Annotated in this window: 29 protein-coding genes; 15 read left to right on the top strand and 14 right to left on the bottom strand. The window is 67.4% G+C overall.

Annotated elements, in window-relative coordinates; translation table 11 throughout:
• The 3 genes from E1261_RS46465 to E1261_RS22855 all read left to right on the top strand — a co-directional run.
• On the top strand, positions 1-352 hold a 352-nt coding region (locus E1261_RS46465; RefSeq protein ID WP_238176378.1), incomplete at its 5' end, for a hypothetical protein.
• A 72-nt stretch (positions 353-424) separates the two neighbouring features.
• Positions 425-1,696 (top strand): glycoside hydrolase family 18 protein, encoded by a 1,272-nt coding sequence (locus E1261_RS22860; RefSeq protein WP_132409688.1) that lies wholly within the window; start codon positions 425-427, stop codon positions 1,694-1,696.
• The gene (locus E1261_RS22855) at positions 1,697-2,368 is read left to right on the top strand and encodes a phosphotransferase (protein WP_132409686.1); all 672 of its coding nucleotides are present in this window, start codon (positions 1,697-1,699) and stop codon (positions 2,366-2,368) included.
• Here the strand turns inward: E1261_RS22855 and E1261_RS22850 are convergent.
• Complete coding sequence (locus E1261_RS22850; RefSeq protein WP_132409684.1) at positions 2,314-3,270, bottom strand: helix-turn-helix domain-containing protein; 957 nt, start codon at positions 3,268-3,270, stop codon at positions 2,314-2,316. The genes E1261_RS22855 and E1261_RS22850 overlap by 55 nt on opposite strands.
• Positions 3,271-3,341: 71 nt before the next feature.
• On the opposite strand from E1261_RS22850, the gene E1261_RS22845 reads away from it, so the two are divergent.
• Entirely contained in the window at positions 3,342-3,644 is a 303-nt protein-coding gene (locus E1261_RS22845; RefSeq protein WP_132409683.1) for a cupin domain-containing protein, read from the top strand.
• A gap of 3 nt (positions 3,645-3,647) precedes the next feature.
• Here the strand turns inward: E1261_RS22845 and E1261_RS22840 are convergent, their stop codons facing one another.
• On the bottom strand, positions 3,648-4,244 hold the full coding sequence (locus E1261_RS22840; protein WP_132409682.1) for a hypothetical protein: 597 nt from the start codon (positions 4,242-4,244) through the stop codon (positions 3,648-3,650).
• Positions 4,245-4,258: 14 nt separating this feature from the next.
• Positions 4,259-5,245 (bottom strand): pirin family protein, encoded by a 987-nt coding sequence (locus E1261_RS22835; protein ID WP_132409680.1) that lies wholly within the window; start codon positions 5,243-5,245, stop codon positions 4,259-4,261.
• Positions 5,246-5,429: 184 nt separating this feature from the next.
• Between E1261_RS22835 and E1261_RS22830 the strand changes: the two genes are divergently transcribed.
• Genes E1261_RS22830 through E1261_RS22815 form a run of 4 tightly spaced genes read left to right on the top strand, consistent with a single transcriptional unit; the run spans position 5,430 to position 7,315 of the window.
• A complete protein-coding gene (locus E1261_RS22830; RefSeq protein WP_132409678.1) occupies positions 5,430-6,290 on the top strand; it encodes a bifunctional methylenetetrahydrofolate dehydrogenase/methenyltetrahydrofolate cyclohydrolase in 861 nt (286 codons plus the stop codon).
• 7 nt (positions 6,291-6,297) lie between these two features.
• Positions 6,298-6,570 carry a DUF3017 domain-containing protein gene (locus E1261_RS22825; RefSeq protein WP_132409692.1) on the top strand — a complete coding sequence of 91 codons (273 nt, stop codon included), beginning with the start codon at positions 6,298-6,300 and terminating at the stop codon, positions 6,568-6,570.
• Between the two features lie 56 nt (positions 6,571-6,626).
• Positions 6,627-7,001: a type II toxin-antitoxin system RelE/ParE family toxin gene (locus E1261_RS22820; protein WP_132409676.1), complete on the top strand. Its 375-nt coding sequence runs from the start codon at positions 6,627-6,629 to the stop codon at positions 6,999-7,001.
• Positions 6,998-7,315: a helix-turn-helix domain-containing protein gene (locus E1261_RS22815; protein ID WP_132409674.1), complete on the top strand. Its 318-nt coding sequence runs from the start codon at positions 6,998-7,000 to the stop codon at positions 7,313-7,315. Before E1261_RS22820 ends, E1261_RS22815 begins: the two co-directional genes overlap by 4 nt.
• On the opposite strand, the gene E1261_RS22810 is transcribed toward E1261_RS22815, so the two are convergent.
• The 5 genes from E1261_RS22810 to E1261_RS22790 form a co-directional block, all read right to left on the bottom strand.
• A complete protein-coding gene (locus tag E1261_RS22810; RefSeq protein WP_202874941.1) occupies positions 7,316-7,612 on the bottom strand; it encodes a chorismate mutase in 297 nt (98 codons plus the stop codon).
• 21 nt (positions 7,613-7,633) lie between these two features.
• Positions 7,634-8,110, bottom strand: coding sequence for an HIT family protein (locus tag E1261_RS22805; RefSeq protein WP_132409670.1), 477 nt, complete (start codon positions 8,108-8,110; stop codon positions 7,634-7,636).
• Positions 8,111-8,461: 351 nt separating this feature from the next.
• Entirely contained in the window at positions 8,462-10,021 is a 1,560-nt protein-coding gene (gene purH, locus E1261_RS22800) for a bifunctional phosphoribosylaminoimidazolecarboxamide formyltransferase/IMP cyclohydrolase (RefSeq protein WP_132409668.1), read from the bottom strand.
• Positions 10,018-10,650, bottom strand: coding sequence for a phosphoribosylglycinamide formyltransferase (gene purN, locus E1261_RS22795; RefSeq protein WP_132409666.1), 633 nt, complete (start codon positions 10,648-10,650; stop codon positions 10,018-10,020). Before purN ends, purH begins: the two co-directional genes overlap by 4 nt.
• 10 nt (positions 10,651-10,660) lie before the next feature.
• Positions 10,661-11,911 (bottom strand): cell division protein PerM, encoded by a 1,251-nt coding sequence (locus tag E1261_RS22790; RefSeq protein WP_132409665.1) that lies wholly within the window; start codon positions 11,909-11,911, stop codon positions 10,661-10,663.
• Between the two features lie 279 nt (positions 11,912-12,190).
• On the opposite strand from E1261_RS22790, the gene E1261_RS22785 reads away from it, so the two are divergent.
• The gene (locus E1261_RS22785; protein ID WP_238176377.1) at positions 12,191-13,420 is read left to right on the top strand and encodes a hypothetical protein; all 1,230 of its coding nucleotides are present in this window, start codon (positions 12,191-12,193) and stop codon (positions 13,418-13,420) included.
• A gap of 55 nt (positions 13,421-13,475) precedes the next feature.
• Here E1261_RS22785 and sucD read toward each other — a convergent pair whose 3' ends face one another.
• The gene (gene sucD, locus E1261_RS22780; protein WP_132409661.1) at positions 13,476-14,366 is read right to left on the bottom strand and encodes a succinate--CoA ligase subunit alpha; all 891 of its coding nucleotides are present in this window, start codon (positions 14,364-14,366) and stop codon (positions 13,476-13,478) included.
• Between the two features lie 12 nt (positions 14,367-14,378).
• Entirely contained in the window at positions 14,379-15,554 is a 1,176-nt protein-coding gene (gene sucC / locus E1261_RS22775; RefSeq protein WP_132409659.1) for an ADP-forming succinate--CoA ligase subunit beta, read from the bottom strand.
• 196 nt (positions 15,555-15,750) lie between these two features.
• Here sucC and E1261_RS22770 point away from each other — a divergent pair, with 196 nt between their 5' ends.
• Both E1261_RS22770 and E1261_RS22765 read left to right on the top strand, forming a co-directional pair.
• Positions 15,751-17,385: a glycoside hydrolase family 13 protein gene (locus tag E1261_RS22770; RefSeq protein ID WP_132409657.1), complete on the top strand. Its 1,635-nt coding sequence runs from the start codon at positions 15,751-15,753 to the stop codon at positions 17,383-17,385.
• Positions 17,386-17,419: 34 nt separating this feature from the next.
• Positions 17,420-18,070, top strand: a complete 651-nt coding sequence (locus E1261_RS22765) for a hypothetical protein (protein ID WP_132409655.1) — start codon at positions 17,420-17,422, stop codon at positions 18,068-18,070.
• A 50-nt stretch (positions 18,071-18,120) separates the two neighbouring features.
• On the opposite strand, the gene E1261_RS22760 is transcribed toward E1261_RS22765, so the two are convergent.
• The 4 genes from E1261_RS22760 to E1261_RS22745 all read right to left on the bottom strand — a co-directional run bounded on the left by E1261_RS22760 (position 18,121) and on the right by E1261_RS22745 (position 22,076).
• Entirely contained in the window at positions 18,121-18,867 is a 747-nt protein-coding gene (locus E1261_RS22760) for a carbohydrate ABC transporter permease (RefSeq protein WP_420814021.1), read from the bottom strand.
• 128 nt (positions 18,868-18,995) lie between these two features.
• Complete coding sequence (locus tag E1261_RS22755) at positions 18,996-19,982, bottom strand: carbohydrate ABC transporter permease (RefSeq protein WP_132409651.1); 987 nt, start codon at positions 19,980-19,982, stop codon at positions 18,996-18,998.
• Positions 19,983-20,075: 93 nt separating this feature from the next.
• Positions 20,076-21,398, bottom strand: coding sequence for an ABC transporter substrate-binding protein (locus tag E1261_RS22750; RefSeq protein ID WP_132409649.1), 1,323 nt, complete (start codon positions 21,396-21,398; stop codon positions 20,076-20,078).
• Positions 21,399-21,656: 258 nt separating this feature from the next.
• Positions 21,657-22,076 carry a coenzyme B12-dependent isobutyryl CoA mutase small subunit gene (locus E1261_RS22745; RefSeq protein ID WP_132409647.1) on the bottom strand — a complete coding sequence of 140 codons (420 nt, stop codon included), beginning with the start codon at positions 22,074-22,076 and terminating at the stop codon, positions 21,657-21,659.
• A 135-nt stretch (positions 22,077-22,211) separates the two neighbouring features.
• On the opposite strand from E1261_RS22745, the gene E1261_RS22740 reads away from it, so the two are divergent.
• The 4 genes from E1261_RS22740 to E1261_RS22725 form a co-directional block, all read left to right on the top strand.
• Positions 22,212-23,063, top strand: coding sequence for an esterase/lipase family protein (locus E1261_RS22740; protein ID WP_132409645.1), 852 nt, complete (start codon positions 22,212-22,214; stop codon positions 23,061-23,063).
• A 220-nt stretch (positions 23,064-23,283) separates the two neighbouring features.
• On the top strand, positions 23,284-24,165 hold the full coding sequence (locus E1261_RS22735; RefSeq protein WP_238176376.1) for a M23 family metallopeptidase: 882 nt from the start codon (positions 23,284-23,286) through the stop codon (positions 24,163-24,165).
• Positions 24,166-24,207: 42 nt separating this feature from the next.
• A complete protein-coding gene (locus E1261_RS22730) occupies positions 24,208-24,702 on the top strand; it encodes a DUF6886 family protein (protein ID WP_132409643.1) in 495 nt (164 codons plus the stop codon).
• The coding region (locus tag E1261_RS22725; protein WP_132409641.1) for a lanthionine synthetase LanC family protein at positions 24,699-25,841 on the top strand (1,143 nt) is incomplete at its 3' end. The genes E1261_RS22730 and E1261_RS22725, both read left to right, overlap by 4 nt.

The raw sequence follows: 25,841 nt of genomic DNA, 5'->3' as shown, positions 1-25,841 counted from the left end.
GCTTTCCCCCACCACCCGCCCCTCGGCCGCGGGTTTGCGGAGTCGGGCTGCCGGGATTCGGCAGGCAGACTCCGATGATCGGTGGTTGTACGGTGCCGCGGGCAGCGAGCGCGCCGCCGCAGGGCCGACGTACAAGCCCGACCCGCCAAACGCCGTACGGCCGGAGACAGGTTGTGGTGGCCGGGGACCTGTGGTGCGGGATCTCCGGCCGTCGGTGGGTGTCTCCGGCCACCAGTGGTGGCGTGGGCGTCGGTACCGTCGGGCGGCACTGCGGGCAGGGTTGTTCCACCGGCTCGCGCACGCGGGCCCGTTCGGCGCAGGGTGGCGGCAACTGGGCGACTGGGTTTGGTAGGGACATTGTGTAAATCGTTTCAGCGGCCCTACTGTGAGCGCACTTGTCCCATACCGCCCGTTGGGGAGTTTGATGAAGCGTCGAAGTATTGGACTGTTGGTTGCCGCGGCCAGCGTGCTGGCGGGAGTTACCGCCGTACCGGCCGAAGCACATGGCAGCAGTCAGCGCGTGGTGGGGTACTACACGCAATGGAGTGGGTACGACCGGAACTTCCTGGTCAGTGACCTGGTGAAGAACGGGTCAGCCGCCCGGCTGACTCACATCAACTATGCGTTCGGGTTCGTCGACGAGCAGGGCAACTGCTACAGCAGCGACCCGTGGGCCGATTTCCAGCGCCCGTTCAGCGCCGAGCAGAGTGTCAGCGGGGTCGCCGATCAGCCCGGTCAGGCACTGAACGGGAACCTCAACCAGCTCAAGCAGTTGAAGGCGAAGTTCCCGAAGCTGCGGATCAGCATCTCGCTGGGTGGCTGGACCGGCTCGAAGTACTTCTCGAACGCGGCTCTACCTTCGGCGCGCGCAGCGCATGTCAAGTCCTGCACGGACCTGTGGATCAAGGGCAACCTGCCCGGTCTGCCGGCCGGTGCCGCGAAGGGCATCTTCGACGGGATCGACCTGGACTGGGAATGGCCGGCCAGTGAAGGCAACCCGGGCAACGTGATCCGGCCCGAGGACAAGCAGAACTTCACCGGGCTCGTGCACGAGTACCGCACGCAGCTCGACAAGGCGTCGTGGCCGTTCAAGGGCCGCTACGACCTGACCGCATTCCTCCCGGCGGACCCGGCTCAGGTCGACCGGGGGTTCGAGGTCAAGAAGGTCTTCAAGGATCTGACCTTCGGGACCACCCAGGGATACGACTACCACGGCGCCTGGGACCCGCAGACGAATCAGCAGTCCTCGATCGACGGGCCCGCAGGTGACCCGACACCGACCGAATTCAGCTCGCAGGTCACCATCGACGCCTACATCGCCCGGGGCGCTCCGCGCAGCAAGCTGGTGATGGGTGTGCCGTTCTACTCGCGCGGATGGACCGGCGTGACGAACGCCAACAACGGCCTCTTCCAGAACGCCACCGGCCCCGCGCCGGCGACGTACGAGGCAGGCTACGAGGACTACCGGATCCTGAAGTCGAAGCTGTCGACGTTCACGGTCCACCGCGACACCAAGGCCGGCTTCGCCTGGCTGTTCGACGGGACCACATTCTGGACCTGGGACGACCCGACCGAGATGAAGCGCAAGGCGCAGTACATCGCGCACCGCAACCTCGGCGGCGCGATGATCTGGTCGCTCGACGGTGACACATCAAATGGGGAGCTCATTTCGGCGTTGCACCGTAATCTTCGCTGAGTGGATCTTCAACGCTTGATGGACCGGTTCGGCGCTTCCGGCGCCGAGCCGGTTCTTGTCGGTATGTCGGGAGCGACCGTCGTCCGGCTGACCCGGGGCCGCGAACGGCTGTACTACAAGACCGGCGACGGTCCGATCGGCACCGCGATCAGCGACGAGGCTGATCGGATGGAATGGCTCGCCTCGACCGGATTCCCCTGTCCACAGGTCGTTGACCGAGGCAACAATTGGCTGCTGACCGCCGAACTTCCCGGCATCGACGCCTCCCAGCCATGGCCTTCGGCCGACCGGCCTGCCGTTCTCGCCGCGCTCGCGGAGGGCCTGCGGCAACTGGATTCCCTGTCCGGCTGTCCGTTCACCTCACCCTTCCCCGGTACGGCGACTGCCGTGACCCACGGCGACTACTGCGCCCCGAACGTCTTCGTCGACCCCGAGACCCTGAAGTTCTGCGGCGTCCTCGACATCGGCCGACTCGGCACGGGCGATCGTTATCTCGACCTCGCTCTGATGGTGAACAGCCTGTCCAACGGCCTGAACCCGCAGTACGGCGGCCCCTCGGCCGCGCGCACGTTCGTGACAGCGTACGGCGGCGACTTCGACGATCCGCGGATCCGGTCCTACATCGAACTGGACCAGTCCGGCGACTTCGTTCCGCGGAACGACCTGCGGTAGGCGCTGGGCGTCGTACCGACTGCTTTCTGGAAGCGGCGGCGGAGGTTGGTCGCCGAGGAAAGCCCAGTGCGCGTGGCGATGGTTTCGATCGGGAGGTCGGTTTCCTCCAGCAGGACACGGGTTCTGGCGATCCGCTGGGCGAGCAGCCACTGGCCGGGCGCCGTACCAAGTTGATCGGTGAAACGGCGGGCCAGAGTTCGGGCTGAAACATTGCTGCGGGCGGCCAGCTCGCCGATGCCGATCGGCTCAGCGAGATGCTCGTTTGCCCAGTCCAGTAAGGCGGCCAGGGATTCGCCGGGCGGCGGTTCGTCATCGGCGCGGTACTGCACTTGACCGCCTTCACGGTGCGGCGGCATCACCATCCGGCGGGCGATCCGGGCGGCGTACGCGGCGCCGTGATCGTTCCGGACCAACTGCAGGCAGAGGTCGTATCCGGTACCGGATCCGGCGCTGGTCGCGATATCGCCGTGATCGATGTAGAGCACATCGGGATCAACCTGTACGGCGGGGAATCGGTGCTGCAGGTCGTCGCAGTACCGCCAGTGTGTGGTGATCCGGCGGCCGTCGAGCAGGCCGGTCGCGGCGAGGGCGAACGCGCCTGAGCAGATGCTGACGAGTCTCGCGCCACGGTCGTGGGCTCTTCTGAGGGCGCGCAGGACTGCCGGTGACGGCTGGCGATCGTTCGGGAGCCAGCCGGGGATGACGATGGTGTCCGCGTGGTCGAGCGCACGGAGTCCGGTGGGGGCGACGAGGTCGAAGCCCTGCACGGTCCGGATCGGGCCGGGGCGTTCGGCGCAGATCGTGAAGCGGTAGCGGTCGGCGTTGAAGACACCGGCCACACAGCCGAGCTCGAAACTGCCTTGGGGTGCCGAGACCAAGGCGACGACGCGATGCGCGCTCATGGCAGAAAAGTACCTGCCCAGGACTATTCAGACACTGGGGTCGGTGGTCTTTTGTTGCCAGGATTGCCGGTATGGAATGGATTTCGGCAGCAGACGTCCCGGCTCGCGAGCTCTTCCCCGGTATTCGACTGCGGACGCTGTGGAAGGGCGGCGTCGCGTCGGCGCACGTGCTCGAGATGGATCCGGGGTCGTCATGGGAAGGCATCGACATCCATGATCCGGGGCCGGAGGAGGTGTTCGTGGTCGACGGGGTGTTCAACGACGGCGTACGTGACTATCCGGCCGGGTCGTTCATTCATGCACCGGCCGGGTCCTCGCACGTGCCGCAGTCGGCCGTCGGGTGCACGTTGTTCCTGTTCTATCCGGAGGGCTGAGGGCTACCTCGGCGGGCCGGTGAAGATCGGCATCAGGACCGGCACCCAGATCGCATGCAGGGTGAGTACGGCGGCCACCCACAGCACGACCGGGGTGAGCACGCGGATCCACCAGGGCACCCAGAGCACGAGGCAGCCCATGACGAACATCGCCAGCGCGCCGATCAGGCCCGGCACCATCCACGCGTACAGCTGGGGATCGTGCGGCCAGCAGCTCCCGGCGTACCGGCATGGATTTTCTTCCAGGTCGGCGGGGCCGATGTTGTACAACGCGGCTGCCATTCCCACCCCGACGGCGGCGATCAGACCGCTCAGGCCTTGGACGACCGCGCCGACCGCCCAGCCCCTCGCTCGCCAGAAGGATCTGCCGCGCTCCGGGAAGCCGGCGCAGACGAGCATGGCCAGCGACCACACCGCGAGCAGCACGAACCAGGTGGTGTCCTTCGCCTGACCTGGGCGGACAGACTGATCGTTGGTGACGTGCGGCAGGTAGGTGTTGAGGCCGGCGTTGATGTAGCCGAAGCCGAGCAGTACAACGGCGGCGACCATGGCCAGAAACACTCCGACCCAGCGTCGGGCTTGCTCCTTGGTTGCGGTCACCGCCGCAGGTTAGTTCAGTTGGACTGGTGGAGGTCGGTGCCGAGGCCGTGGACTGCCGGGATCGACCCGAGCTTGCCGGCCTGGAAGTCCTCGAACGCCTGCACCACCTCGGCGCGCGTGTTCATCACGAACGGCCCGGCCATCGCGATCGGCTCGCGAATCGGACGGCCGCCGATGACCAGTACGTCGAGGTTCGGCTCGGCCTGGGGTTGGGTGGGCGCGGCCGCCGTACGGATGGTGTCTCCGGGACCGAAAACGGCGAGCTGTCCCTTGCGGAACGGACGGCGTTCGGCGCCGACCGTGCCTTGGCCGGCGAGGACGTAGACGAGCGCGTTGTAGTCCGGCTGCCACGGCAGCACCAACTCGGCGCCCGGGCTGACTGTCGCATGCACGAGGCTGATCGGTGAGTACGTCGAACCCGGTCCGTCGTGGCCGTCGACCGATCCGGCGATCACTCGGATCAGCGCGCCACCGTCCTGCGTGGACAGCAGCGCCGAGTCGCCACCACGGATGTCCTGGTAGCGCGGCGCCGCCCACTTCTGCGCCTTCGGCAGGTTCACCCAGAGCTGCACACCATGGAACAGACCGCCGCTCATCACGAGGTGCTCGGGCGGGGTTTCGATGTGCAGGAGTCCAGATCCGGCGGTCATCCACTGGGTGTCGCCGTTGGAGATGACACCGCCACCACCGTTGGAGTCCTGGTGCTCCATGATCCCGTCGAGCATGTACGTGACGGTCTCGAACCCGCGGTGCGGGTGCCACGGCGTGCCCTTCGGCTCACCCGGTGCGTACTCGACCTCACCCATCTGGTCCATGTGGATGAACGGGTCCAGATCCTTCAGATCCACGCCCGCGAACGCCCGCCGTACCGGGAAGCCCTCGCCCTCGTAACCACTCGGCGCCGACGTCACGGACTTCACCGCCCGCTCCCGCGCGACGGCCGGATCCGGCTGGTGGATGCGGGGCAGCACAGTGATGTCACTGACGGTCACGGCGGGCATCTCGGGTCTCCTCTGGACTAGATAGTTCAAGAATAAACTATCTGACTGAACTGCGGCAAGGCAGCTCGTATTCCCGGACCGGCACGCCATCACAAGTGCGATCGCCGCCCGTCGCTGAGCGGGGCGACCAGGTTGGGCGAGCACTTGTGATGGGCCGGGGGTCCGCATGGCAGACTCTTGCCTCGTGACAGCGCAGATTCTGGATGGCAAGGCGACGGCGGCGGCGATCAAGGACGAACTGAAGGTCCGGGTCGCGAAGCTGGCGGAGCAGGGTGTGGTTCCCGGGCTGGGAACGATCCTGGTCGGCGACGACCCGGGCAGCCGGGCGTACGTCGCCGGCAAGCACCGCGACTGCGCCGCGGTCGGCATCTCTTCGATCCAGGTCGAACTGCCCGACACCGCCACCCAGGAAGAGATCGCGGCCGAGGTCGCCCGGCTGAACGAGGACCCGGCCTGTACCGGCTTCATCGTTCAACTGCCGCTGCCGAAGCACGTCGACACCAACACGATCCTCGGCCTGATCGACCCCTTGAAGGACGCCGACGGCCTGCACCCGGTCAGCCTCGGCAAGCTCGTCCTCGGCCAGGACGGTCCGCTCCCCTGCACCCCCAAGGGCTGCGTCGAACTGCTCCGCCGGTACGACGTACCGATCGCCGGCGCCCACGTGGTCGTCGTCGGCCGCGGCGTCACCGCCGGCCGCCCGATGGGCCTGCTCTTCACCCGCCGCTCCGAGAATGCCACCGTCACCCAGTGCCACACCGGCACCACCGACCTGGCCGCCGTCGTCCGCACCGCCGACATCGTGATCGCCGCCGCCGGTTCGGCCGGCCTGATCACCGCCGACATGGTCAAGCCCGGCGCCGTCCTCCTCGACGTCGGCACCAGCCGCAGCCCCGAAGGCAAGATCGTCGGCGACATCGACCCCGCCGCCCGCGACCAGGCCGCCTGGATCGCCCCCATGCCCGGCGGCATCGGCCCGATGACCCGCGCCATGCTCCTCAGCAACGTCGTCGAGGCCGCCGAGTCCGCCCCGAAGCGAGCGTGACGTGCTGATGGCCGGCGAGGCTCAGCGCCGTACCACCGAATGGCCCCTGGCCGTCGCCCTCCTGGTAGGCCTCACCGGCCTGGTCATCCTCACCTTCTACAACTGGCGCAACGGCATCCTCATCTTCGCCGCCGCCCCCGGCGTAGCAGCCCTCCTCCGAGCCACCCTCACCGACCGCGCCGCAAGCCTCCTCCACGTCCGAGGCCGCATGTTCGACACAGCGTTCCTCTTCCTCGCCGCCATCGCCATCGCCACCCTCGCCCTGATCGTCCCCAACTGAAGTTGACGCAAATAGTACTTTTGGGTTCTAGAACTCAGAGGTACTAGTCTGCTTTAATGACGTACACGGTGGCCTATACCGAGGCCTACGCGCAGTGGTTGGACGAGTTGTCGACGCCGGATCGTGACAGGCTTCGCGCCCGGGTCAGCCTGATCGCGGAGCTCGGGCCAGGGCTCGGCAGACCGGTGGTGGAGACGATCAAGTCGTCACGTCATCCGAACATGAAGGAGTTGCGGAGTGGCACGATCAGGGTCTTGTTCGTGTTCGACCCGGTGCGGCAGGCCGTACTACTGATCGGCGGCGACAAAGCAGGTCGCTGGGAGGCCTGGTACCGCACAAATATTCCGATCGCCGACGAGTTGTACGACGAGTGGCTGATTGAACTGAAGAAGCAGCCAGGGCCGATGAACGGGCGGAGGAAACAAGAATGAAATACCACACGCATGAAGAAGAGCTGGCGAAGTACGTCAAGACTCCGGAGGACAAGGCCAGGCACGAGGCCTACAAGGAAGAAGCGCTGGCCGAGATTCGGGCTTATCGGCTTGCAGAGGTGCGGCAGGAGCACGGGTTGACGCAGACCGATCTGGCTGAGCGGCTGCACATTACGCAGACTGCGGTGTCCAAGATTGAGCGGGGTGAGCTGGCTCGGTCTGAGCTCAGCACTATTCGCAAGTATGTCGAGGCGCTCGGTGGGCGGCTCGAGATCATCGCCGAGTTCGGGGACGAGCGACTCGTGCTCGGCTGATCACTTGCCTTCGGCGATGCGTTCGTGGTGGTGGATGACCTCGGCGATGATGAAGTTGAGGAACTTCTCCGCGAAGACCGGGTCCAGGCCGGCGTCGGTGGCCAGGGAGCGGAGGCGGGTGATCTGGCTCTCTTCGCGCGCCTTGTCGGCGGGCGGGAGGCTGCTGCGGGCTTTGAGCTCGCCCACCTGCTGCGTGCACTTGAAGCGTTCGGCGAGCAGGTGCACGAGGGCGGCGTCGATGTTGTCGATGGTGCCGCGCAGGCGGGCGAGTTCGGTCTGAGGGTCCTGATCAGTCACGCCTCTACTGTGGCGCATTGGTCAGGTCTTGTCGGCGGCAGGTTCGTCGAAACGCCGGGTAGCCAGTTGGCAGAACTCCTCGACTTCGTGCCGGTCCAGTTCCCTGCCTGACAAGAGCATCTTGGCCTGGAGTTGCTCCGACCGCGCGCCGCCGTGCTCCTCGACTGTCGCGGTGGTGACCGGCTGTACGACGATGTGCAGGTGCTTACGGCCGTGTTCGCCGTGTGCCCACGAGCTCACGTAGGTCTGCTCCGGTTCGAGGACGGATTCCACGACCTGCGCCGTACGGCGGAGTAGTGGGCCGAGCTCGTCCGCGGCCCCAACCGTCAACTCTGCAACGGCAACCACGTGATCGCGCGGGCTCAGAACGAGCGTTCCCAGGTTCATGGACCCGACCACGTGGTTGACCACCCAATGGTCCGACTGATGCAGCAACCCACCCGGTACGGGTAGACGGCCGGAGACGACGTCACAACCGAGGCAACCTTCAACGTCCACGTGCGCTCCCTGCGGGTCTGAGGGTGAAGAGTTGATCGAGATACGGCCTCACGTCACCTCCCGGGCAGCTGAAGAATCTTCAACGTATGAGCCCGGCTGGCACAGGGCAACAGGGTTTCGCTCAGCCGCGGCCGGCCAACGCACCTTGAGCACCCATCAACCACGCGACCCGCGCCGAGACGGTCGAACCGTGCTCAAGGTCGGGCAGCCGGCTCGCTTTGAGCACCCATCAACCAGTTTCGGGCCGGGCAAGTGACTGACCCGTGCTCAACGTCGTACCGGCTTGTGCAGAGGATGCAGGTCCGCCCGCAGCGCGAAGGGCGTGGGTGGTGAGCCCACGCCCGCGGCGTGCTAGTGGAAGAAGTGCCTCGTGCCGGTGAAGTACATGGTGAGGCCGGCTTTGGTGGCGGCTTCGATGGCGGCTTCGTCTCGGATGGAACCGCCGGGCTGGACTACTGCTTTGACGCCGCCTTCGATGAGGACCTCGAGGCCGTCGGGGAAGGGGAAGAAGGCGTCGGAGGCGGCGACCGAACCGACCGCGCGATCGCCGGCGCGGGAGACGGCCAGGCGGCAGGAGTCGACGCGGTTGACCTGGCCCATGCCTACGCCGACCGAGGCGCCGTTGGCGGCCAGGAGGATGGCGTTGGACTTGACGGCGCGGCAGGCCTTCCAGGCGAAGGCGAGGTCGGCGAGCAGTTCCGGCGAGGCGGCGGAGCCGGCGGCCAGGGTCCAGGCCGACGGGTCGTCGCCGGGGGCCTGGAAGCGGTCGGTGTGCTGCAACAACAAGCCGCCGCTGACCGGGCGCATCTCCAGCGTTTCAGAAGCCGAGACCGGCGGGGCGACCAAGAGGCGGATGTTCTTCTTGGCCTGGAGGACCTCGACGGCGCCGTCCTCGAAGGCGGGGGCGACGAGGACCTCGGTGAAGATCTCGGCGACCTGCTTGGCGAGTTCGACGGTGACCGGGCGGTTGGTGGCGATGACGCCGCCGTACGCCGAGACCGGGTCGCACTCGTGGGCGCGCCGGTGGGCCTCGGCGATGTCGTTGCCGACGGCAATGCCGCACGGGTTGGCGTGCTTGATGATGGCGACGGCCGGCTCGGCGAAGTCATACGCCGTACGGCGGGCTGCGTCGGAGTCGACGTAGTTGTTGTACGACATCTCCTTGCCGTGCAGCTGTTCGGCGGCCGCGAGACCGCCGCGGCCGTTCACGTACAGGGCGGCCGGCTGGTGCGGGTTCTCGCCGTACCGGAGCACTGCCTTCTTGTCCCAGGCAGCGCCGACCCACGACGGGAAGCCGGAGCCCTCGGTCGAGTCGGTCAGCACGTTGCCCATCCAGGACGCGACCGCGACGTCGTACTCGGCGGTGTGGATGAAGGCCGCGGCGGCGAGCTGCTTGCGTTCCTCGAGCGAGAAGCCGCCCTCGTCCAGCACGTTGTAGACCAGGTCGTACTGCGCGGGTGACGTGACGATCGCGACGCTCGGGTGGTTCTTCGCGGCGGCGCGGACCATCGACGGACCGCCGATGTCGATCTGCTCGACGCACTCGTCCGGCGACGCACCGGAGGCGACCGTCTCGGTGAACGGGTACAGGTTGCTGACGACCAGGTCGAACGGCTCGACCCGCATTTCCTTCAGCTGCTCGACGTGCTCGGGCTTGCGCAGGTCGGCGAGGATGCCGGCGTGCACCATCGGGTGCAGCGTCTTCACGCGACCGTCGAGGCACTCCGGGAAGCCGGTCAGCTCCTCGACCTTGGTCACCGGCACCCCGGCCGCGGCGATCCGCGCCGCGGTGGAGCCGGTCGACACCAGCTGGACGCCGGCCGTGTGCAGCGCGGCAGCGAGCTCCTCCAGACCGGTCTTGTCGTAGACGCTGATCAGCGCCCGGCGGATCGGCCTGCGGTCGGTGCTCACTTCAGTCGAACCTTTCGTCCGGTGATGGTCCAGCCCTGACGGACCAGTCGGCCGACCCACTCGACCAGCTGGCGGCGTTCGACCTCCTTGATCCGCTCGGTGAGGGTTTCCTCGGTGTCGTCGTCCTCGACGGGTACGACGACCTGCGCGATGATCGGGCCGGTGTCGACCCCACCGTCGACGAAGAACAGGGTGGCGCCTGCCACCTTGACGCCGTACGCGATCGCGTCCCGCGGCCCGTGAATCCCGGGGAACGCCGGCAGCAGCGCGTTGTGGGTGTTGATGTAGCGGTCGCCGAACGCGGCCAGGAAGTCGTCCCCGACCAGCTTCAGGAATCCGGCCGACACGACGAGATCGGGCTGGTACTGCGCCACCGACGCGGTCAGCGCCTTGTCCCAGTCGGCCCGCTCGGCGTGGTCCTTGACCTTGTGCACGAACGTCGGCACCCCGGCGGCCTCGGCCCGCTCCAGCCCGACAGTGCCGTCGCGGTCCGCGCCAACAGCAACCACTCGGGCGCCGTACGCCGGGTCGGCGCTGGCGTCCAGCAGAGCCTGCAGGTTCGATCCGGAGCCTGAAACGAGCACGACCAGCCGAGCAGGCTCAGGGGTAGGGGCAACCGGGTCTGTCACGCCGGGCAGCCTATCGCTCGGGTTCGGGCTCCGGTTCAGCCGGTCGGCGGGCAGCCACCACGGCCGCGGTGATCGCGGCCCCGATCGCCATCCCCGCCGTCAGTACGCCGGCCGCCGCCAGCGCGGACGGGATTCCGACCGCGGCCATCCGCCCCGGCCCGGCCGAGCCGCCGGACAGCGCCATCAGCACGTAGAAGGCGATTCCGGCGAGTAGGGCCGCGATTCCGCCGCGTAGCGCGAACGCATCCCAGCCCAGCGCATCAGCGTGCTGCTCCGCACGCCCACGCCGTACGACGACCAGTCCGGCCATCGCACCGGCTCCCAGCGGCACCAGCGCGGTCAGCACGAGCAGGTAGGTCGGAGTGGACCCGTCTGCCGGTACGGCGGCCAGTAGCGGGAGCGCAGGCAGATTTCCGACATCCACGCCGGTCGGGGCGATCGTCGTACCCGTACCGAGCTGGAAACCGGGTCCGGCCAGGAAGGAGACGCCGTACAGGACCATGTTCGGCACCAGCATCAGGCAGAGCGCGAACAGCACCACCGACCCGATCACTCCGGCGTCGAGCAGCTCCAGCATCGCAGTGACGCGGGAGAAGTGGATCGCGAGCAGTACGCCGTACAGGACGGAGGCGACGGCGACCACGGTCAGTACGGCGGCTGCAGCGGCCGGTACGGCGTCGCGCAGGCCAGGTGGAGTCGCATCGGCGATGTCCGCGGCCGCACCGGACTCGACCAGTACTCCGATCGTCCCGGCGACCAGTGCGAGTGAGGCGGTGCCCAGGAACGCGGAGAGCGGTGAAACGTGCACTGCGCCGTCAGCCGTGAGCAGGGCGACGATCAGACCGCCCAGACCGTAGACACCGGCGTACACAGCGGACAGCAGGATCAGATCCTTGGTGTGATCCGCCGCACTGCTGCGGGCCGCAGACTTGCCGCCGCGGTAGAGGCACCAGGCGAAGAACAGGGTCAGACCGAGTGGTGCGATCGAGATCGTGCCGGTGCCCAGCGTCACGCCCGCCTTGTGCGCCACCAGCCAGGCGGACGCACCGGCCCGGATCGCTCCGGACGCACCGCCGAAGGTGGCAGCCAGCCAGCCGATCACGGCGACCGCCGTACAGGTGAGCAGGCCGGTGAGCAAGCACGCGCCCGCCGACAGCACTGCGGACAGGATCACCGGTTTGGTCGGTACGGCGTCCACAGCGCCCGGCGGAGGGGCAGAATCGCCGCCGGGGGCGCCCGGGCGGCTGAGCATGTCGGTCATCTGACTCCCATCGTCGCTCTGCTGCTGGACACCGCTTCGCCAGACACGCCGGATATGGGAGACTTCGGCGCGCTTGCTTACTGATCAGTTCCCTGGATCGTCATCAGGGGGTAGCTGACTGTGGGCGAACAGGATCTACCCAGTACTCTCGGGTGGAATCACTCAGGAGGTCGAGCTTTGGCCGGTTCCCACCGCGCACAACGTGGCGGCGGTCGTGCCGCTGCCCGGGAAGCACGCCGGCAGAAGGCGCGTAAGCGGAACCAGACGATCGCTGCCGGTGTGGCGGTGGTAGTGCTGGTCGGCGGCGGCGGTATCGCCGCGCTGAACGCGTTCGGCGGCGATGACTCGTCCGGCGACGCCAAGAAGGGCTCGGGCGACGACAGGTCGAGCGACTCCAAGGTGCTCGCCGACGACACGGGCCTGCTCGATGTCGCCGGCGCCAAGACGCTCGGTTCGACCGGCACGTGGACGGTCAGCGACACTTCGGACGGTAGCGGCGCCGGGGACCACGACTACGTCTGTCAGTCCCAGCGGTTCGCCGACCCGTCCGGACTGCGGACCTGGGTGCGGAAGTTCGCGAACGCCAGCACCAAGGACTCCGCAGTCCAGTACGTCGAGGTGTCGAACGACGCAGCGGCCGCGGAGAAGGCGTACGGGACGATCGTCGGCTGGTTCAGCCAGTGTGCCGCCGAGAAGCGGACCCGCCTGAACAACAGCTACCTCCTGAGCGGGATGGGCGAGAAGGGCTGGATCGCGGTCTTCGGGCAGGCAACCGGCCCCAAGACGCGGTACCGGACCGTCTCGGTCACCCTGGCCGGCCAGGCCACGCTGGTGGTCGAGCACGACACGAATGGCACCTCCCCACCGAAGCCGGACGCAGTCCTGAACGCGACCGCCGCGGCCCTGCAGAAGATCTGCCCGCAGACCGGTGGCTGCGGCTCCGGCACCCCCGCCGCCAAGGCGAGCCTGCTGCCCACCTCCGAGCCGGCCGGCTTCATGGCCCCGGCCGAGCTGCCGATCATCGCGGCCGTCGACAAGCCCTGGGTCAGCACCCCCGGCAAGGTCGGCAACACCACCCAGTGCGAGCGGACCGACCCGAAGAAGGCCAAGGCCGCCAAGTACGCCACCCAGACCTATCTGGCCCCCGGCGCCAAGGTGCCGACCGAGTTCGGCCTCGACGACACCGTCGCCCGCTTCGCTTCCCCGAACGCGGCCGCCGCCTACGTCAACCTGGTCCGCAAGAACGTCGACGGCTGCCAGAAGGCGGTCTCCACCGCCAAGGTCCACTCCGCCGGCAACCTCTCCACCGGCGGCGTCAAGGGCGAGGCCTGGGAAGCCTCCTTCGACACCGGCAACGGCAAGAAGGCCAAGTTCCGGATCGGCGTAGCCGCCGCCGGCAACCACGCCGTCTACCTGCTCTTCCCGGTCCTCACCGACCTGGACATCACCGACAGCGCCTTCCTCGACACCCTCCGCCGAGCCGCCGAACGCTCGGTCTCCTACAAGTAGGAGTGCACGCGAAAGCCCCGGAAACCAAGGGTTTCCGGGGCTTTTGCCGTAGTACTTACTTGCTGAGGTTCTGCATGATTTCGCGCATCAGGTTGGCGGTTTCGGTCGGGGTCTTGCCGACCTTGACGCCGACGGCCTCGAGGGCCTCCTTCTTCGCGGCGGCGGTGCCGGAGGAGCCGGAGACGATGGCGCCGGCGTGGCCCATGGTCTTGCCCTCGGGCGCGGTGAAGCCGGCCACGTAGCCGACGACCGGCTTGGTGACGTTGTCCTTGATGAAGGCGGCGGCGCGCTCTTCGGCGTCGCCACCGATCTCACCGATCATCACGATCGCGTCGGTGTCGGGGTCGTCCTGGAACGCCTGCAGGGCGTCGATGTGCGTCGTACCGACGATCGGGTCGCCACCGATACCGATCGCGGTGGAGAAGCCGAAGTCGGCCAGCTCGTACATCATCTGGTAGGTCAGCGTGCCCGACTTGGACACCAGACCGATCCGGCCGGCGCCGGCGATGCTCGCCGGGATGATGCCGGCGTTGGACTCACCCGGCGTGATGATGCCCGGGCAGTTCGGCCCGATGATCCGGGTGGTGCCGGAGGCCTGCGCGGCGGCGAAGAACGCGGCGGTGTCGTGCACCGGCACGCCCTCGGTGATCACCACGACCAGCGGTACCTCGGCCGCGACGGCCTCCAGTACGGCGTCCTTGGTGAACTTCGGCGGCACGAAGATGACCGAGACGTTCGCCCCGGTCTCCTTGACGGCATCCGCGACAGTGCCGAACACGGCGACCGACGTACCGTCGAAGTCGACGCTCGTGCCCGCCTTGCGCGGGTTGACGCCACCGACGATGTTCGTGCCGGACGCCAGCATCCGCGTGGTGTGCTTGGTGCCTTCCGAGCCGGTCATGCCCTGGACGATGACCTTGCTGTCCTTGGTCAGGAAGATAGACATTTCAGCGATCCCTTACTTCGCAGCCAGCTCGGCGGCCCGCTTGGCGGCGCCGTCCATCGTGTCGACCCGCTCCAGACCGGCGAGGCCCGCCTCGTCGAGAATGCGGCGGCCCTCCTCGGCGTTGTTGCCGTCCAGCCGGACGACCAGCGGCTTGCTGACGGCCTCGCCGCGGGCGGCGAGCAGCTCGAAGGCCTGCACGATCCCGTTCGCGACCGCGTCACAGGCGGTGATGCCACCGAAGACGTTGACGAACACGCTCTTCACCTGGGCGTCGGAGATGATGATCTCCAGCCCGTTCGCCATCACCTCGGCGGACGCGCCGCCACCGATGTCGAGGAAGTTGGCCGGCTTGACGCCACCGAACTCCTCACCCGCGTAGGCCACGACATCGAGGGTCGACATGACCAGCCCGGCGCCGTTACCGATGATCCCGACCGAACCGTCGAGCTTCACGTAGTTCAGGCCCTTGGCCTTGGCCGCCGCCTCCAGCGGGTCGGCCGCCGACGAGTCGGCGAAGGCCGCGTGCTCCGGGTGCCGGAAGTCGGCGTTCTCGTCCAGCGAGACCTTGCCGTCGAGCGCCTCGACCCGGCCGTCCTTGAGCTTGACCAGCGGGTTCACCTCGACCAGCGTCGCGTCCTCGGCCAGGAAGACGCCGTACAGCTTGACGATCTCCGGCGCGACCGCGTCGATGATGTCGGCCGGGTAGCCGGCCGCGGTGGCGATCTCCCGGGCCTTGGCCTCGTCGACACCGGTGGCCGGGTCGATCGAGATCTTGGCGACCGCGTCGGGGTTCGTGTGCGCGACCTCTTCGATCTCCATGCCGCCGGCGGCGGAGGCGATGCAGAGGTAGTTGCGGTTGGCCCGGTCGATCAGGAAGGAGAAGTAGTACTCCTCCGCGATCGCCGCGGCCGGCACGATGTTCAGCGTCTTGACGATGTGACCCTTGATGTCGAGCCCGAGAATCTCGCGGGCGCGCTCCTCGGCCTCGTCCGGGTTGGCGGCGAGCTTGACGCCGCCGGCCTTGCCGCGGCCGCCGGTCAGCACCTGGGCCTTCACGACCACCGTGCCGCCGCCGAGCTTCTCGGCCGCAGCACGAGCTTCCTCGGGCGTGTGGACGACTTCACCCACCGTCGTCCCTACACCGTGCTTGGCGAAGACAGTCTTCGCCTGGTACTCCATCAAGTCCACGACTGTGGTCCCTCTCTCGCCTGTTCGAGTCCCGCGTTGTCCAGATTAGGCACGGCAGGCTGCGGTGCAGAGGGCACGGTCGCCGGCGCGTTCCGTCGGCCTGAGACTAGCCACCTCGGCACCCGGTGCGACAGCCGGGGTACGCGCTGAGACGACCGTCACAGCGTTGTCGGTCGTCCGTGTCAGGCTGGGTGCCATGACTGATGCACGCACCAGACCAGCTGACGACTGGTGGCGTAGCGCCGTCGTCTACCAGGTTTACCCGCGCTCGTTCGCGGATGCGGACGGTGACGGCACCGGCGATCTGAACGGTGTCCGCGCCCGCCTGCCGTACCTGGCCGACCTCGGCGTGGACGCGATCTGGATCAGCCCCTGGTATCCGTCCCCACTACTCGACGGCGGGTACGACGTCTCCGACTACCGCGACATCAATCCCGAATTCGGCACCCTGGCCGACGCGGACGCCCTGATCGCCGAGGCGCACGCCCTCGGACTGCGGATCCTGATCGACCTGGTCCCGAACCACTGCTCCTGGGAGCACCCGTGGTTCAAGGCCGCCCTGGCAGCCGGCAAGGGCTCCCCCGAGCGCGACCTGTTCTGGTTCCGCGACGGCGTCGAAGGCCGTCCGCCGACCAACTGGCCGGCCACCTTCGGCGGTGGCGCGTGGCAACAGATCGACGATGGCCAGTGGTATCTGCACATGTTCGACATCTCCCAGCCCGACTGGAACTGGGATCACCCGAAGGTGATCGAGGAGTTCGACTCGATCCTGCGGTTCTGGTTCGACCGTGGGATCGACGGGTTCCGGATCGACGTGGCCGATTCGATGGCCAAGGACGCGACCCTGCCCGACGTACCGCTGAAGGACGGTCAGCCGACCCAGGACAAGTACGTCGGCAACCCGTTCTACGACCAGCCTGGCGTGCACACGATCCACCAGCGCTGGCGCGCGATTGCCGATGAGTACGCCGGTACGCCGCAGGGCGCGCGGGTTTTCGTGGCCGAGGCGTGGTTGTCGCCGCCGGAGCGACTGGCGAAGTACGTGCGCCCGAACGAGCTGCACGCGGCGTTCAACTTCGATGCGCTGCGTGCGTCCTGGGACGCGAAGGACCTGCGCGAGGTGATCGACCGGTCCACGGGCAACCTGTGGGCGGTCGGTGCGCCCGCGACCTGGGTGCTGAGCAACCACGACACGATCCGGCACCGCACGCGCTACGGCCGAGCGCTGGAAGACGCACTGGCCGGGGCGGGCGTCGTACCGACCGACCTGGCGCTCGGCCTGCGCCGGGCCCGCGCGGCGGCGTTGCTGGAGCTCGCGCTGCCGGGTGGGGCCTACATCTATCAGGGCGATGAGCTGGGGCTGCCGGAGGTCGAGGACCTGCCGGAGGAGGTTCTGGACGACCCGGTCTGGGAGCGGTCCGGTCACACCAACCGCGGCCGCGACGGCTGCCGAGTCCCGATCCCGTGGTCCGGCACAGAGCCGCCGTACGGGTTCGGGCCAGGTGACGGCCAGCCGTGGCTGCCGCAGCCAGCCAACTGGGCCCCGCTGACCGCTTCGGCGCAAGCGGACGATCCGGACAGCCACCTCGCGCTCTACAAGGCAGCACTGCGCATCCGCCGCAACCACGCTGAGCTGGGCGAAGGCCGCCTCACCTGGGACGAGGACGCCCCGGCCGAGGTCCTCTCCTTCACCCGCGGCACGTTCCGCTGCGTCACCAACCTCGGTACGGCGCCTGTCGCGCTACCGCCGTACAGCGAACTGTTGCTCGCAAGTGCAGCTCTGGTCGACAACAAGCTGCCAACAGACGCCACTGCCTGGCTCCAGCTCTGACGCTTGGACCATGTGGCGTAAAAACAAAGGTCCGGTGGGGGTTCTGCCGAGGATCGACATTTCAACCGCGCAGAACCTTCGCCTCCGGCTCTACCCGGACGATGTGTTCCCAGCCGACGTGCTGCCATTCATGCTCACGCGCCCGGTGGCACCCGGGCTCATCGAGTCGGTCGTGATGGACTACCCCGACTCGATGCGCCCGATCAACCGCACCGAGGTGGCCGGCACTCCCGAGGCGAAGGTGTTCGACCACGCGCTCGCGTCCTCGCTGCGCTATGAGAAGTCGTACGTCGACCACCAGCCACTGGACGGTGTGCCATGCACCGTGTTCCGCGGCACACACTTTTACGCCACGGCGCACGTGCATCGGATCGGCGAGTGCGTCGGCCGGTACGGCGCACTGGTCTCCGTTCCGCTGCCTCAGTACGTGCTGGTCCACACCATCACCAGCGAGGACCACCTGGTGGCAGCGCTCAAGGTCCTGCAGGACTATGCCTACCACCTCTACCAGGACGGCGACGCTCCGATCACCCCGCAGCTCTATTGGCAGCCTCCGAACACCCCGCTGACCTTGCACCCGGTGGGCGTGCGCATCGATCGCGCCACCAAGGTGATCAGCTACCTGACGCCGGCCACCAACGACCTGATGTCGCTCTGGACGGCCACCAACCCGAACCGCTTCTAGAACAGCGGAAGGCCGGAACCCTGGTCAGGGTTCCGGCCTTCTCGGTGAAGTTACTTGACGCCACCTGCTGTGAGGCCGGCGACGATGCGGCGCTGGAAGATCAGCACGGCGATCACCAGCGGAATGGTGACCACGACACCGGCCGCCATCTGACTGCCGAACGGTTGGTCGCGGCCCGACGTACCGGTGAAGCTCGCGATCAGGACGTTCGCGGTCGAGATGTCCTTGCGGTTCACCATGCTGACCGCGATCAGGAACTCGTTCCAGGCCGCGATGAAGGTGATGATCGCGGTCGTGAACACACCCGGTGCGGCCAGCGGGATGATCACCTTGCGGAACGCCTGGGCCGGCGTACAGCCGTCGACCATCGCCGCCTGCTCCAGTTCGCGCGGCATCTGACGGAAGAACGCCGTCAGGTTCCACACGGCCAGCGGCAGGGCGAACGACAGGCTGGGCACGATCATCGCCTGGTAGGTGTTGATCCACTCGATGTCGCTGAACAGCTTCTTCAGCGGGATCACCAGCGAGATCCCGGGGAACATCGAGGTGGTGATGATGATCGCCAGTACGAGGTTCTTGAACTTGAAGTCGAGCCGGGCCAGCGTGTACGCCGCGACCATACCGACGATCAGCGTCAGGATCGTCACGGTGCCGGCCACGATCAGGCTGTTCAGCAGGGCGCGGCCGAAGCCGGTGCCGGGCTGGAACACGTCGGTGAAGTTCTCCAGCGACCACCGCTTCGGGATGATCGAGTTGTCGAACTGGTCACTCGGCCGGCGCAGCGCCGACACGACCATCCAGTAGAACGGCACCAGGCAGAAGATCACGATGGCGCCGATACCGATCAGCGGCAACCACCGCCGGTACCAGGGTGCCTCGGCCGCTCTGACGTCGATCTTCTTCGGAGCCTTCTCAGCGTCAGCCATCACGCACCAACCTTCCCGCGGGACTTCTTCGGTTTGGCCACGCGGGCCTCACCGATCACGTCGGCGCCGAGCAGCTTCACGAACACGTAGGCGACGACCACGATGTAGAGGAACAGCAGGGTCGCGTACGCCGCGGCCGGGCCGTACCGGTTCTGATTCGACTCGAGGAACGCCAGGATCGACAACGTCTCCACCGACGCCTTGTTCGGACCGACCAGCACGTACGGCAGGTCGAAGATGCGCAGCGTGTCGAGGATGCGGAACAGCACTGCCACCAGCAGTGCCGGCTTCACCAACGGCAACGTGATGCGGGTGAAGGTCTTCCAGGGGCTCGCCCCGTCGACCTTCGCGGCCTCGTACACCTCGTCGGGGATGGTCTGCAGGCCGGCCAGCACCAGCAGCCCGATGAACGGCGCCGTCTTCCAGGTGTCCGCGATGATCACCGACAGCACCGACTGCCAGCCTTCGGTGGACCACAGGATCTGGGTGCCGAGGACCTCGTTCGCGATGCCGTCGGCCTGGAAGATCCACTTCCACAGCAGCGCGGACACGACGGTCGGGATCGCCCACGGGACCAAGATGCTGGCCCGGACGATCGCACGGCCCTTGAACGCCTTGTGCATCACCATGGCCATCAGGATGCCGAGCACCGTCTCGAGGACGACGCAGGTGACGGTGAAGAACGTGGTGTTGTAGAACGCGTTCCAGAACCGGTCTCCGGTCTCGCCGGAGAAGATCGCGGCGAAGTTGTCCAGCCCGACGAACTGCGAGCCCTCGATGACGAACCCGTCGGCGTCGATGCGCTGGCCGCTGATGTACAGCGACTCCCGCAGCGCCGAGATGATCGGGTAGCCGATGACCAGGAGCAGAACGATCAGGGTTGGTGACAACAGCAGTGCGGCCAGCCGGCCGGTGCCCTCGTTGAACGACGTACGCCGGACTTTCTTGCCCGGCGTCGGCTCAACGGCCGAGGCGGATTCACTCACCTCATGCCTCCTTCTCTCTCCGCCCACAGCCGTGGGCGGTGACAACGCGGGGCCGGTACGCAGCGTTGACTGCGTACCGGCCCCACGTCCGGGTCACTGGGTGATGAGTGAGCTGAGCTTGGTCTGCAGGTCCGTCAGCGTCTGCTTCGGATCCTTCTCGGCCGGCTGCTTCAGCGCGCCGTACGCCGCTTCCTGGATCGCGGTCGTCACGTCGCCGTACTTGACCACCTTCGGCCGCGACTTGGCCGACGCGATCGACGCCTTCAGCGGCGCCAGGTACGGGAACTGCTTGTTCAGCGCCGGGTCGTCGTACAGCGACGCCCAGGTCGGCGCCTGCGAGGTCTTCTCGACGTTCGCCTTCTGACGCTCTTCACTCGACATGAACTTGATGAAGTCCGCCGCGGTCGCCTTGTTCGTGGCGAACTCGGAGATGGCGTAGTTGTGACCACCCAGCGTCGAGACGCCCGGTCCGCTCAGACCCGGCAGCGCTGCGACCGCGAACTTGCCGGCGATCTTCGACGAACCGTCGGTCTTGTTCGCCAGCGCGTACACGTACGGCCAGTTGCGGTGGAAGAGCAGATTGCCGTCCTGGAAGGCGCGGCGCCCCGGCTCCTCCTGGTAGGTGATGGCAGCCTTCGGGATGAAGCCCGTCTTGAAGCCCTCGACCAGTGCGGTCAGACCGGCCAGTGCCTCCGGGGTGTCCACGTTCGGCTTGCCGTCGTCACCGACCACGACACCACCGGCGCCGTTGACGGCCTCGGAGAAGTTCACCGTCAGGCCTTCGTACTTCTCGAACTGGCCCGCGTAGCAGTTGATGGCCTTGCCCTCCGGCAGCGCCTTCACCTTCGCGCAGGCGGCGACCATCTCCGGCCAGGTCTTCGGTACCTCGACACCGGCCTTGTCCAGCAGGTCCTTGCGGTAGTACAGCAGACCACCGTCGGACGTCACTGGTACGGCGTACAGCTTGTCGCGGTACTTCGCGGTGTCGACCGTGGTCGGCAGCAGCTTGCCCAGGTCCGGGAACTGGTCCTGCGGCAGCTCGGTGATCCACCGGTTCGCCGCGAACTCGGCGGTCCAGACGACGTCCAGGTTCAGCACGCTGAACTCGGTCGACTTGATCTGGGCGTTCGAGATCATCTGGTTGCGCTGCTGGTCTGCCGACTCGGGCAGCTCCGCGACCTCGACCTTCTCGTCCGGGTGCTGCGTGTTCCAGGCGTCGACCTGGTTCTTCAGGTTGCCCGAGGTGTCCTTGCCGGTGGCGAACTTGATCGGTCCACGGCCCTCGAGCGCACCCCCCGAACCGTTGTTGCCACTGCCGCCGTCATCTCCGCCACCACACGCCGCCGTGAGCAACACCAGGCTGCTCACCACGGCCAGAGCGACCGCCTTGCGGGTGTGTGATCGTTCAAACCTCATCGTTACCTGCCCTCTCCCGATGGGAATTGCATCGTCCCTGCGCGAGCGGCATCCAGGCCCCCACCGCACTGTGACGCCACCTGTCCGGACAGTAACCGAAGACGGGGGTGATGTGTTCTGAGTTACACACCCGTCACTGAACGGTCCTGCTACCGGACGTACCGCATGCCTGTATGCGACCGCGATTCGAGAGCCTGCACAACCAGGTGTTTCTTAACGATTCGGTATTACCGATTAGTAACCTACTGACGAGGCAGGTCAGGCCGGCGAGGCGGAGGCGTCGCCGACATGGCCGCGGACCCACTCGACGATCTCGGTGGTGGTCGCGCCGGGGGTGAAGATCTTGTGTACGCCGAGCTCCGCCAGCGGCTGCAGATCCGCGTCTGGGATGATGCCGCCGCCGAAGACCACGATGTCGTCGGCCTCACGCTCGGTCAACAGCTCACGGACCCGCTTGAACAGGGTCATGTGCGCGCCGGACAGGACGGACAGGCCGATCGCGTCGGCGTCCTCGGCGATCGCGGTCTCGACGATCTGCTCGGGGGTCTGGTGCAGCCCGGTGTAGATGACCTCCATCCCGGCGTCCCGCAGTGCGCGGGCTACAACCTTCGCGCCCCGGTCGTGGCCGTCCAGGCCGGGTTTGGCGACGACGACACGCAAAGTGCTGGTTGAAGGCATATTCGCAGGTTAGCCGGTGCGAATCTCACGGATAAGACACGGAGAGGTGTGTTCCCCGCCACGGTTCGTGGGAACCGGTTACCGTGGAAAGAGATCGGACCACCGGGGGGTCTGGTTCGCTGTGAGGAGCCGCAAATGACTTCTTGGCAGGACGAGGTGCGAGGCGCGCTGGACGGCCTCCGGTACGGCGCCCGCTCGGCGATCACCCCGCGGGTGCTGCAGGGTGCCGCCGTCGAGATCGGCTGGATGACCACTCACCTGGCGATGTATCCGCTCGGCCTGCTCGGCGGATCCGGTTCCCGCACCCACCGGCTCTCCCTGGCCGGACTGACACCGGCCCAGCGCGGTCTGCTGGTCAACGACGTCCAAGCAGCCGGTACGCCGATCCTGCTGGCGCACGGGATCATCGACAACCACACGATCTTCGCACTGATGCGCCGGCAGCTGATGCGGCGCGGATTCAGCAGCATCCACACCTTCTCGTACTCACCGCTGACGGTGGACGTCCGCCGTACGGCTGAGCGGATGGGTGCCGAGATCGAGGCGATCTGCGAGGCATCGGGCTCGGACCAGATCCATGTGGTCGGTCACAGCCTCGGCGGACTGATCGCGCGGTACTACATCCAGAAGCTGGGCGGTCACGAGCGCGTCCACACCTGCGTGACGCTGGGGACACCACATCAGGGGACGGTCGCGGCTCGGCTGCTGCCATGGCCGCTGGTGAAGCAGCTGCGGCCGGAGAGCGATCTGATGGAAGAGCTCGCGGAGCCGGCTCCCGGCGTACCGACGCGGTTCGTGGCGTTCTACAGCGACGTCGACCAGCTGATCGTGCCGCAGCGCCGGGCGCGGCTCCGGCACCCCGACCTGACCGCCCGGAACGTCCGGGTCCGCGGGGTGGGCCATCTCTCGTTGCCGTTCCACGGAGAAACTGTTCACGAGATCACCGGCGTACTGGCGCATCTGGACGATCAACCGCAAACTGCCTGATCAGGCAGCCTGTTGGCGCTCGCGCGGCTGATGCACGTGCAGCGGCTCATGCAAAAGTTTCGTGAAGGTGGAGCGGAAAAGCGGGTGGCAGGGTTTGTCGGCTCGTGACTCTTCCGTTATCGTGCTCAAGTCCTCACCGGGAATAAACGCCTGGTGGAGGCGAAAGGTTGCAGAGCCAAGCACTACCCCAACCCCTCCCCTGTGACCGGAAGGCCACGTTGTGTCCCAGCATCGTGCCGCGGGCAACCGCGTCACGCCAGGCAACGCTGCGCGCAAGACCGGCGCAAGTCGTCACAGCGCCAAACATCGTGTTGCCAGGCGTAACACCCCCAGCAGTACCCAGATCGTCGGTTTGACCGCAGCCCTCGCTGCGGCGGCCGGAGCCGTAGGCTTCAGCCACAGCGCCCTGTCGTCCCCCACGCAGGCCAACACAGCGGTGAACCTTGCCGCGGCCAGCCTCGACAACGGCAACCTGTCCGGCATCACCACTGCTCGCATCCAGGCACGCCAGCTCGCCACCCGTGACTCCTCCCGGGTCGCCCTGGCCGGCAACGACACGAACAAGAAGCAGGCCGCCGCGGCCGCGCTGGCCAAGGCCCGCGCCGCGAAGCTGAACGCGACGAACAATCTCACCGCCAAGCGCGCGACCGCGCTGCTCGCGGCCAAGAAGGCCGAGGCGAAGAAGCTCCGCGAGTCGATGAACCGCTGCGAGATGATGATCTCCGGCTACCACATCACCGCGACCTTCGGGCAGGGCGGCAGCCGCTGGGCCCGCACCCACACCGGGACCGACTTCGCCGCCCCGACCGGGACGCCGATCCGCAGCGTGATGCGCGGCGTGGTGATCTTCGCCGACTGGGCCGGCCCCTACGGCCGTCAGGTCCAGGTCCGGCACGCCGACGGCACCGTCACCTGGTACAACCACATGAACAAATTCAGCGTCTCGGTCGGCGAGACCGTGATGGCGGGCGACCAGGTCGGCGCGGTCGGTTCCACCGGTAACGTCACCGGCCCGCACCTGCACTTCGAGGTCCGGCCCGACGGCGGCGACCCGATCAACCCGATCCCGTGGCTCCGTTCGCACTGCGGACTGAACCCGTAACCGGGCTGAGACGATCCAACCCGCCGTACTAGGATCCCCGGCATGCGCTCAGCTGCCGGAGAGGTTCTGCACTTCTCCGAAGACCCCACCATCGAGGTCTTCCGGCCCCGAACGACCTATGTCTGGGCGGTCGGTCACGACCGCGCCCCCGACTACTGGTTCCCGAGGCAGTGCCCCCGCGCAATGGCGTGGGTGGGCCCCTCCACCACTCCTGACGACCAGGCCCGGATCATCGGTCCCGGCTCCGGTTCCCGCGTCCACGCCGTCGAGTACGGCTGGTTGAACGCGATGCGGACCGTCGAGCTCTACGCCTACCGTCTGCCGGCCGAACCGTTCGAGTTGAACGACGCCGCGTTTGTCAGCACTACCGAGGTCCAGCCGCTCGGACCGCCGGAGCGGGTCGGCGACCTGTTCGAGCTGCACGACGAGGCGGGGATCCAACTGCGGGTCCTGAACCGGTTGCACGACTTCTGGGCTGAGGTCATCACGAGCACCCTCGAGTGGAGCGGGATCCGCCTCCGCAACGCGCGACCATGACGTCGTACGGCGAACTGGCGGAGGCAGCCTGGGCCTGGGTGCTCGGCCAGGTGCAGTGGGACGACGACGGTCCGTGGATCCCGGAGTATCCGGGTGCTGAGAAGCCGACCGAGTTCCTGCACGGCATGCACAGCGGGGTTGGCGGATTGGCCTACACCCTCGCGGAGATCAAGCTCACCCGGCCCTGGACGGCCGCCGAGCGCGAGCTCGCCGACGGGATCGCCGAACGCGTCCGCGCCTCGATCCCCACCGAGTCCTCGATCTCCTTCTTCGACGGCCTGGTCGGCTCGATCGGCGTCCTCACGGCACTGGGCCAACCTGGCGCCGAGGCTGCGGTCGACCGGGCTCTGGAGATTGCCACGCCGGCCGGTTGGCAGGAGAAGTTCCTCGCCGATTCGGACTCGTACGAACCGGGCGCTGTCTGCAACGACCTCACCCTCGGCACGGGCAGCGTGCTTCTCGGCGCGCTCTGGGCCATCCGCCACGGCGTACCGGCTCAGGCACTGGCTGATCGCGCCATCGACCACCTCCTGGCCGAGCAGGAGAAGACACCGGCCGGCGTGAACTGGCTGTTCGTGCCACGGCGATACCTGCGCAAACCACCGCCGCTGGAGATGCCGAACTTGAGCCATGGCCTAGCCGGCATCGCCGCCGTACTGGCTCTGGCCGGGGCCGAACTCAACCGCCCCGACCTGATCGAGACCGCTCAGCTAGGCGCCGAGCACCTGGTCACCCTCGGCCGCCACGACGCGGGCGGCTTCGAAGTCCCGCGCGTGATCCCTTGGTCCGAACGCCACGGCGACGAGTACACCTACAACTGGTGCCACGGGCCAGCAGGCACCGCCCTGCTCTTCGACGCCCTCGAGTACGCCGGTATCGACGCAGTAGCCGGTGTCTCTTCAGCCACCTGGCGCCAGCGCCTCCTCGACGCCGTCCGCCACTCCGGCATCCCCAACCGCCTCCACCCCGGCTTCTGGGACAACGACGGCCGCTGCTGCGGCACCGCCGGCGCGGCAGATGCCTTCCTCACCAGCTACCACCGCACCCACAACCCCGCCGACCTCGAGTTCGCCACCCACCTGGCCGACACCCTCATCACCAACGCCGGCGACTCCCCCTACTGGCGCTTCCTAGAACAC

This window comes from Kribbella albertanoniae, assembly GCF_004348455.1.
GTDB classification, from domain to species: Bacteria; Actinomycetota; Actinomycetes; order Propionibacteriales; family Kribbellaceae; genus Kribbella; species Kribbella albertanoniae.
This window is presented reverse-complemented; position numbering and strand designations above follow the sequence as displayed.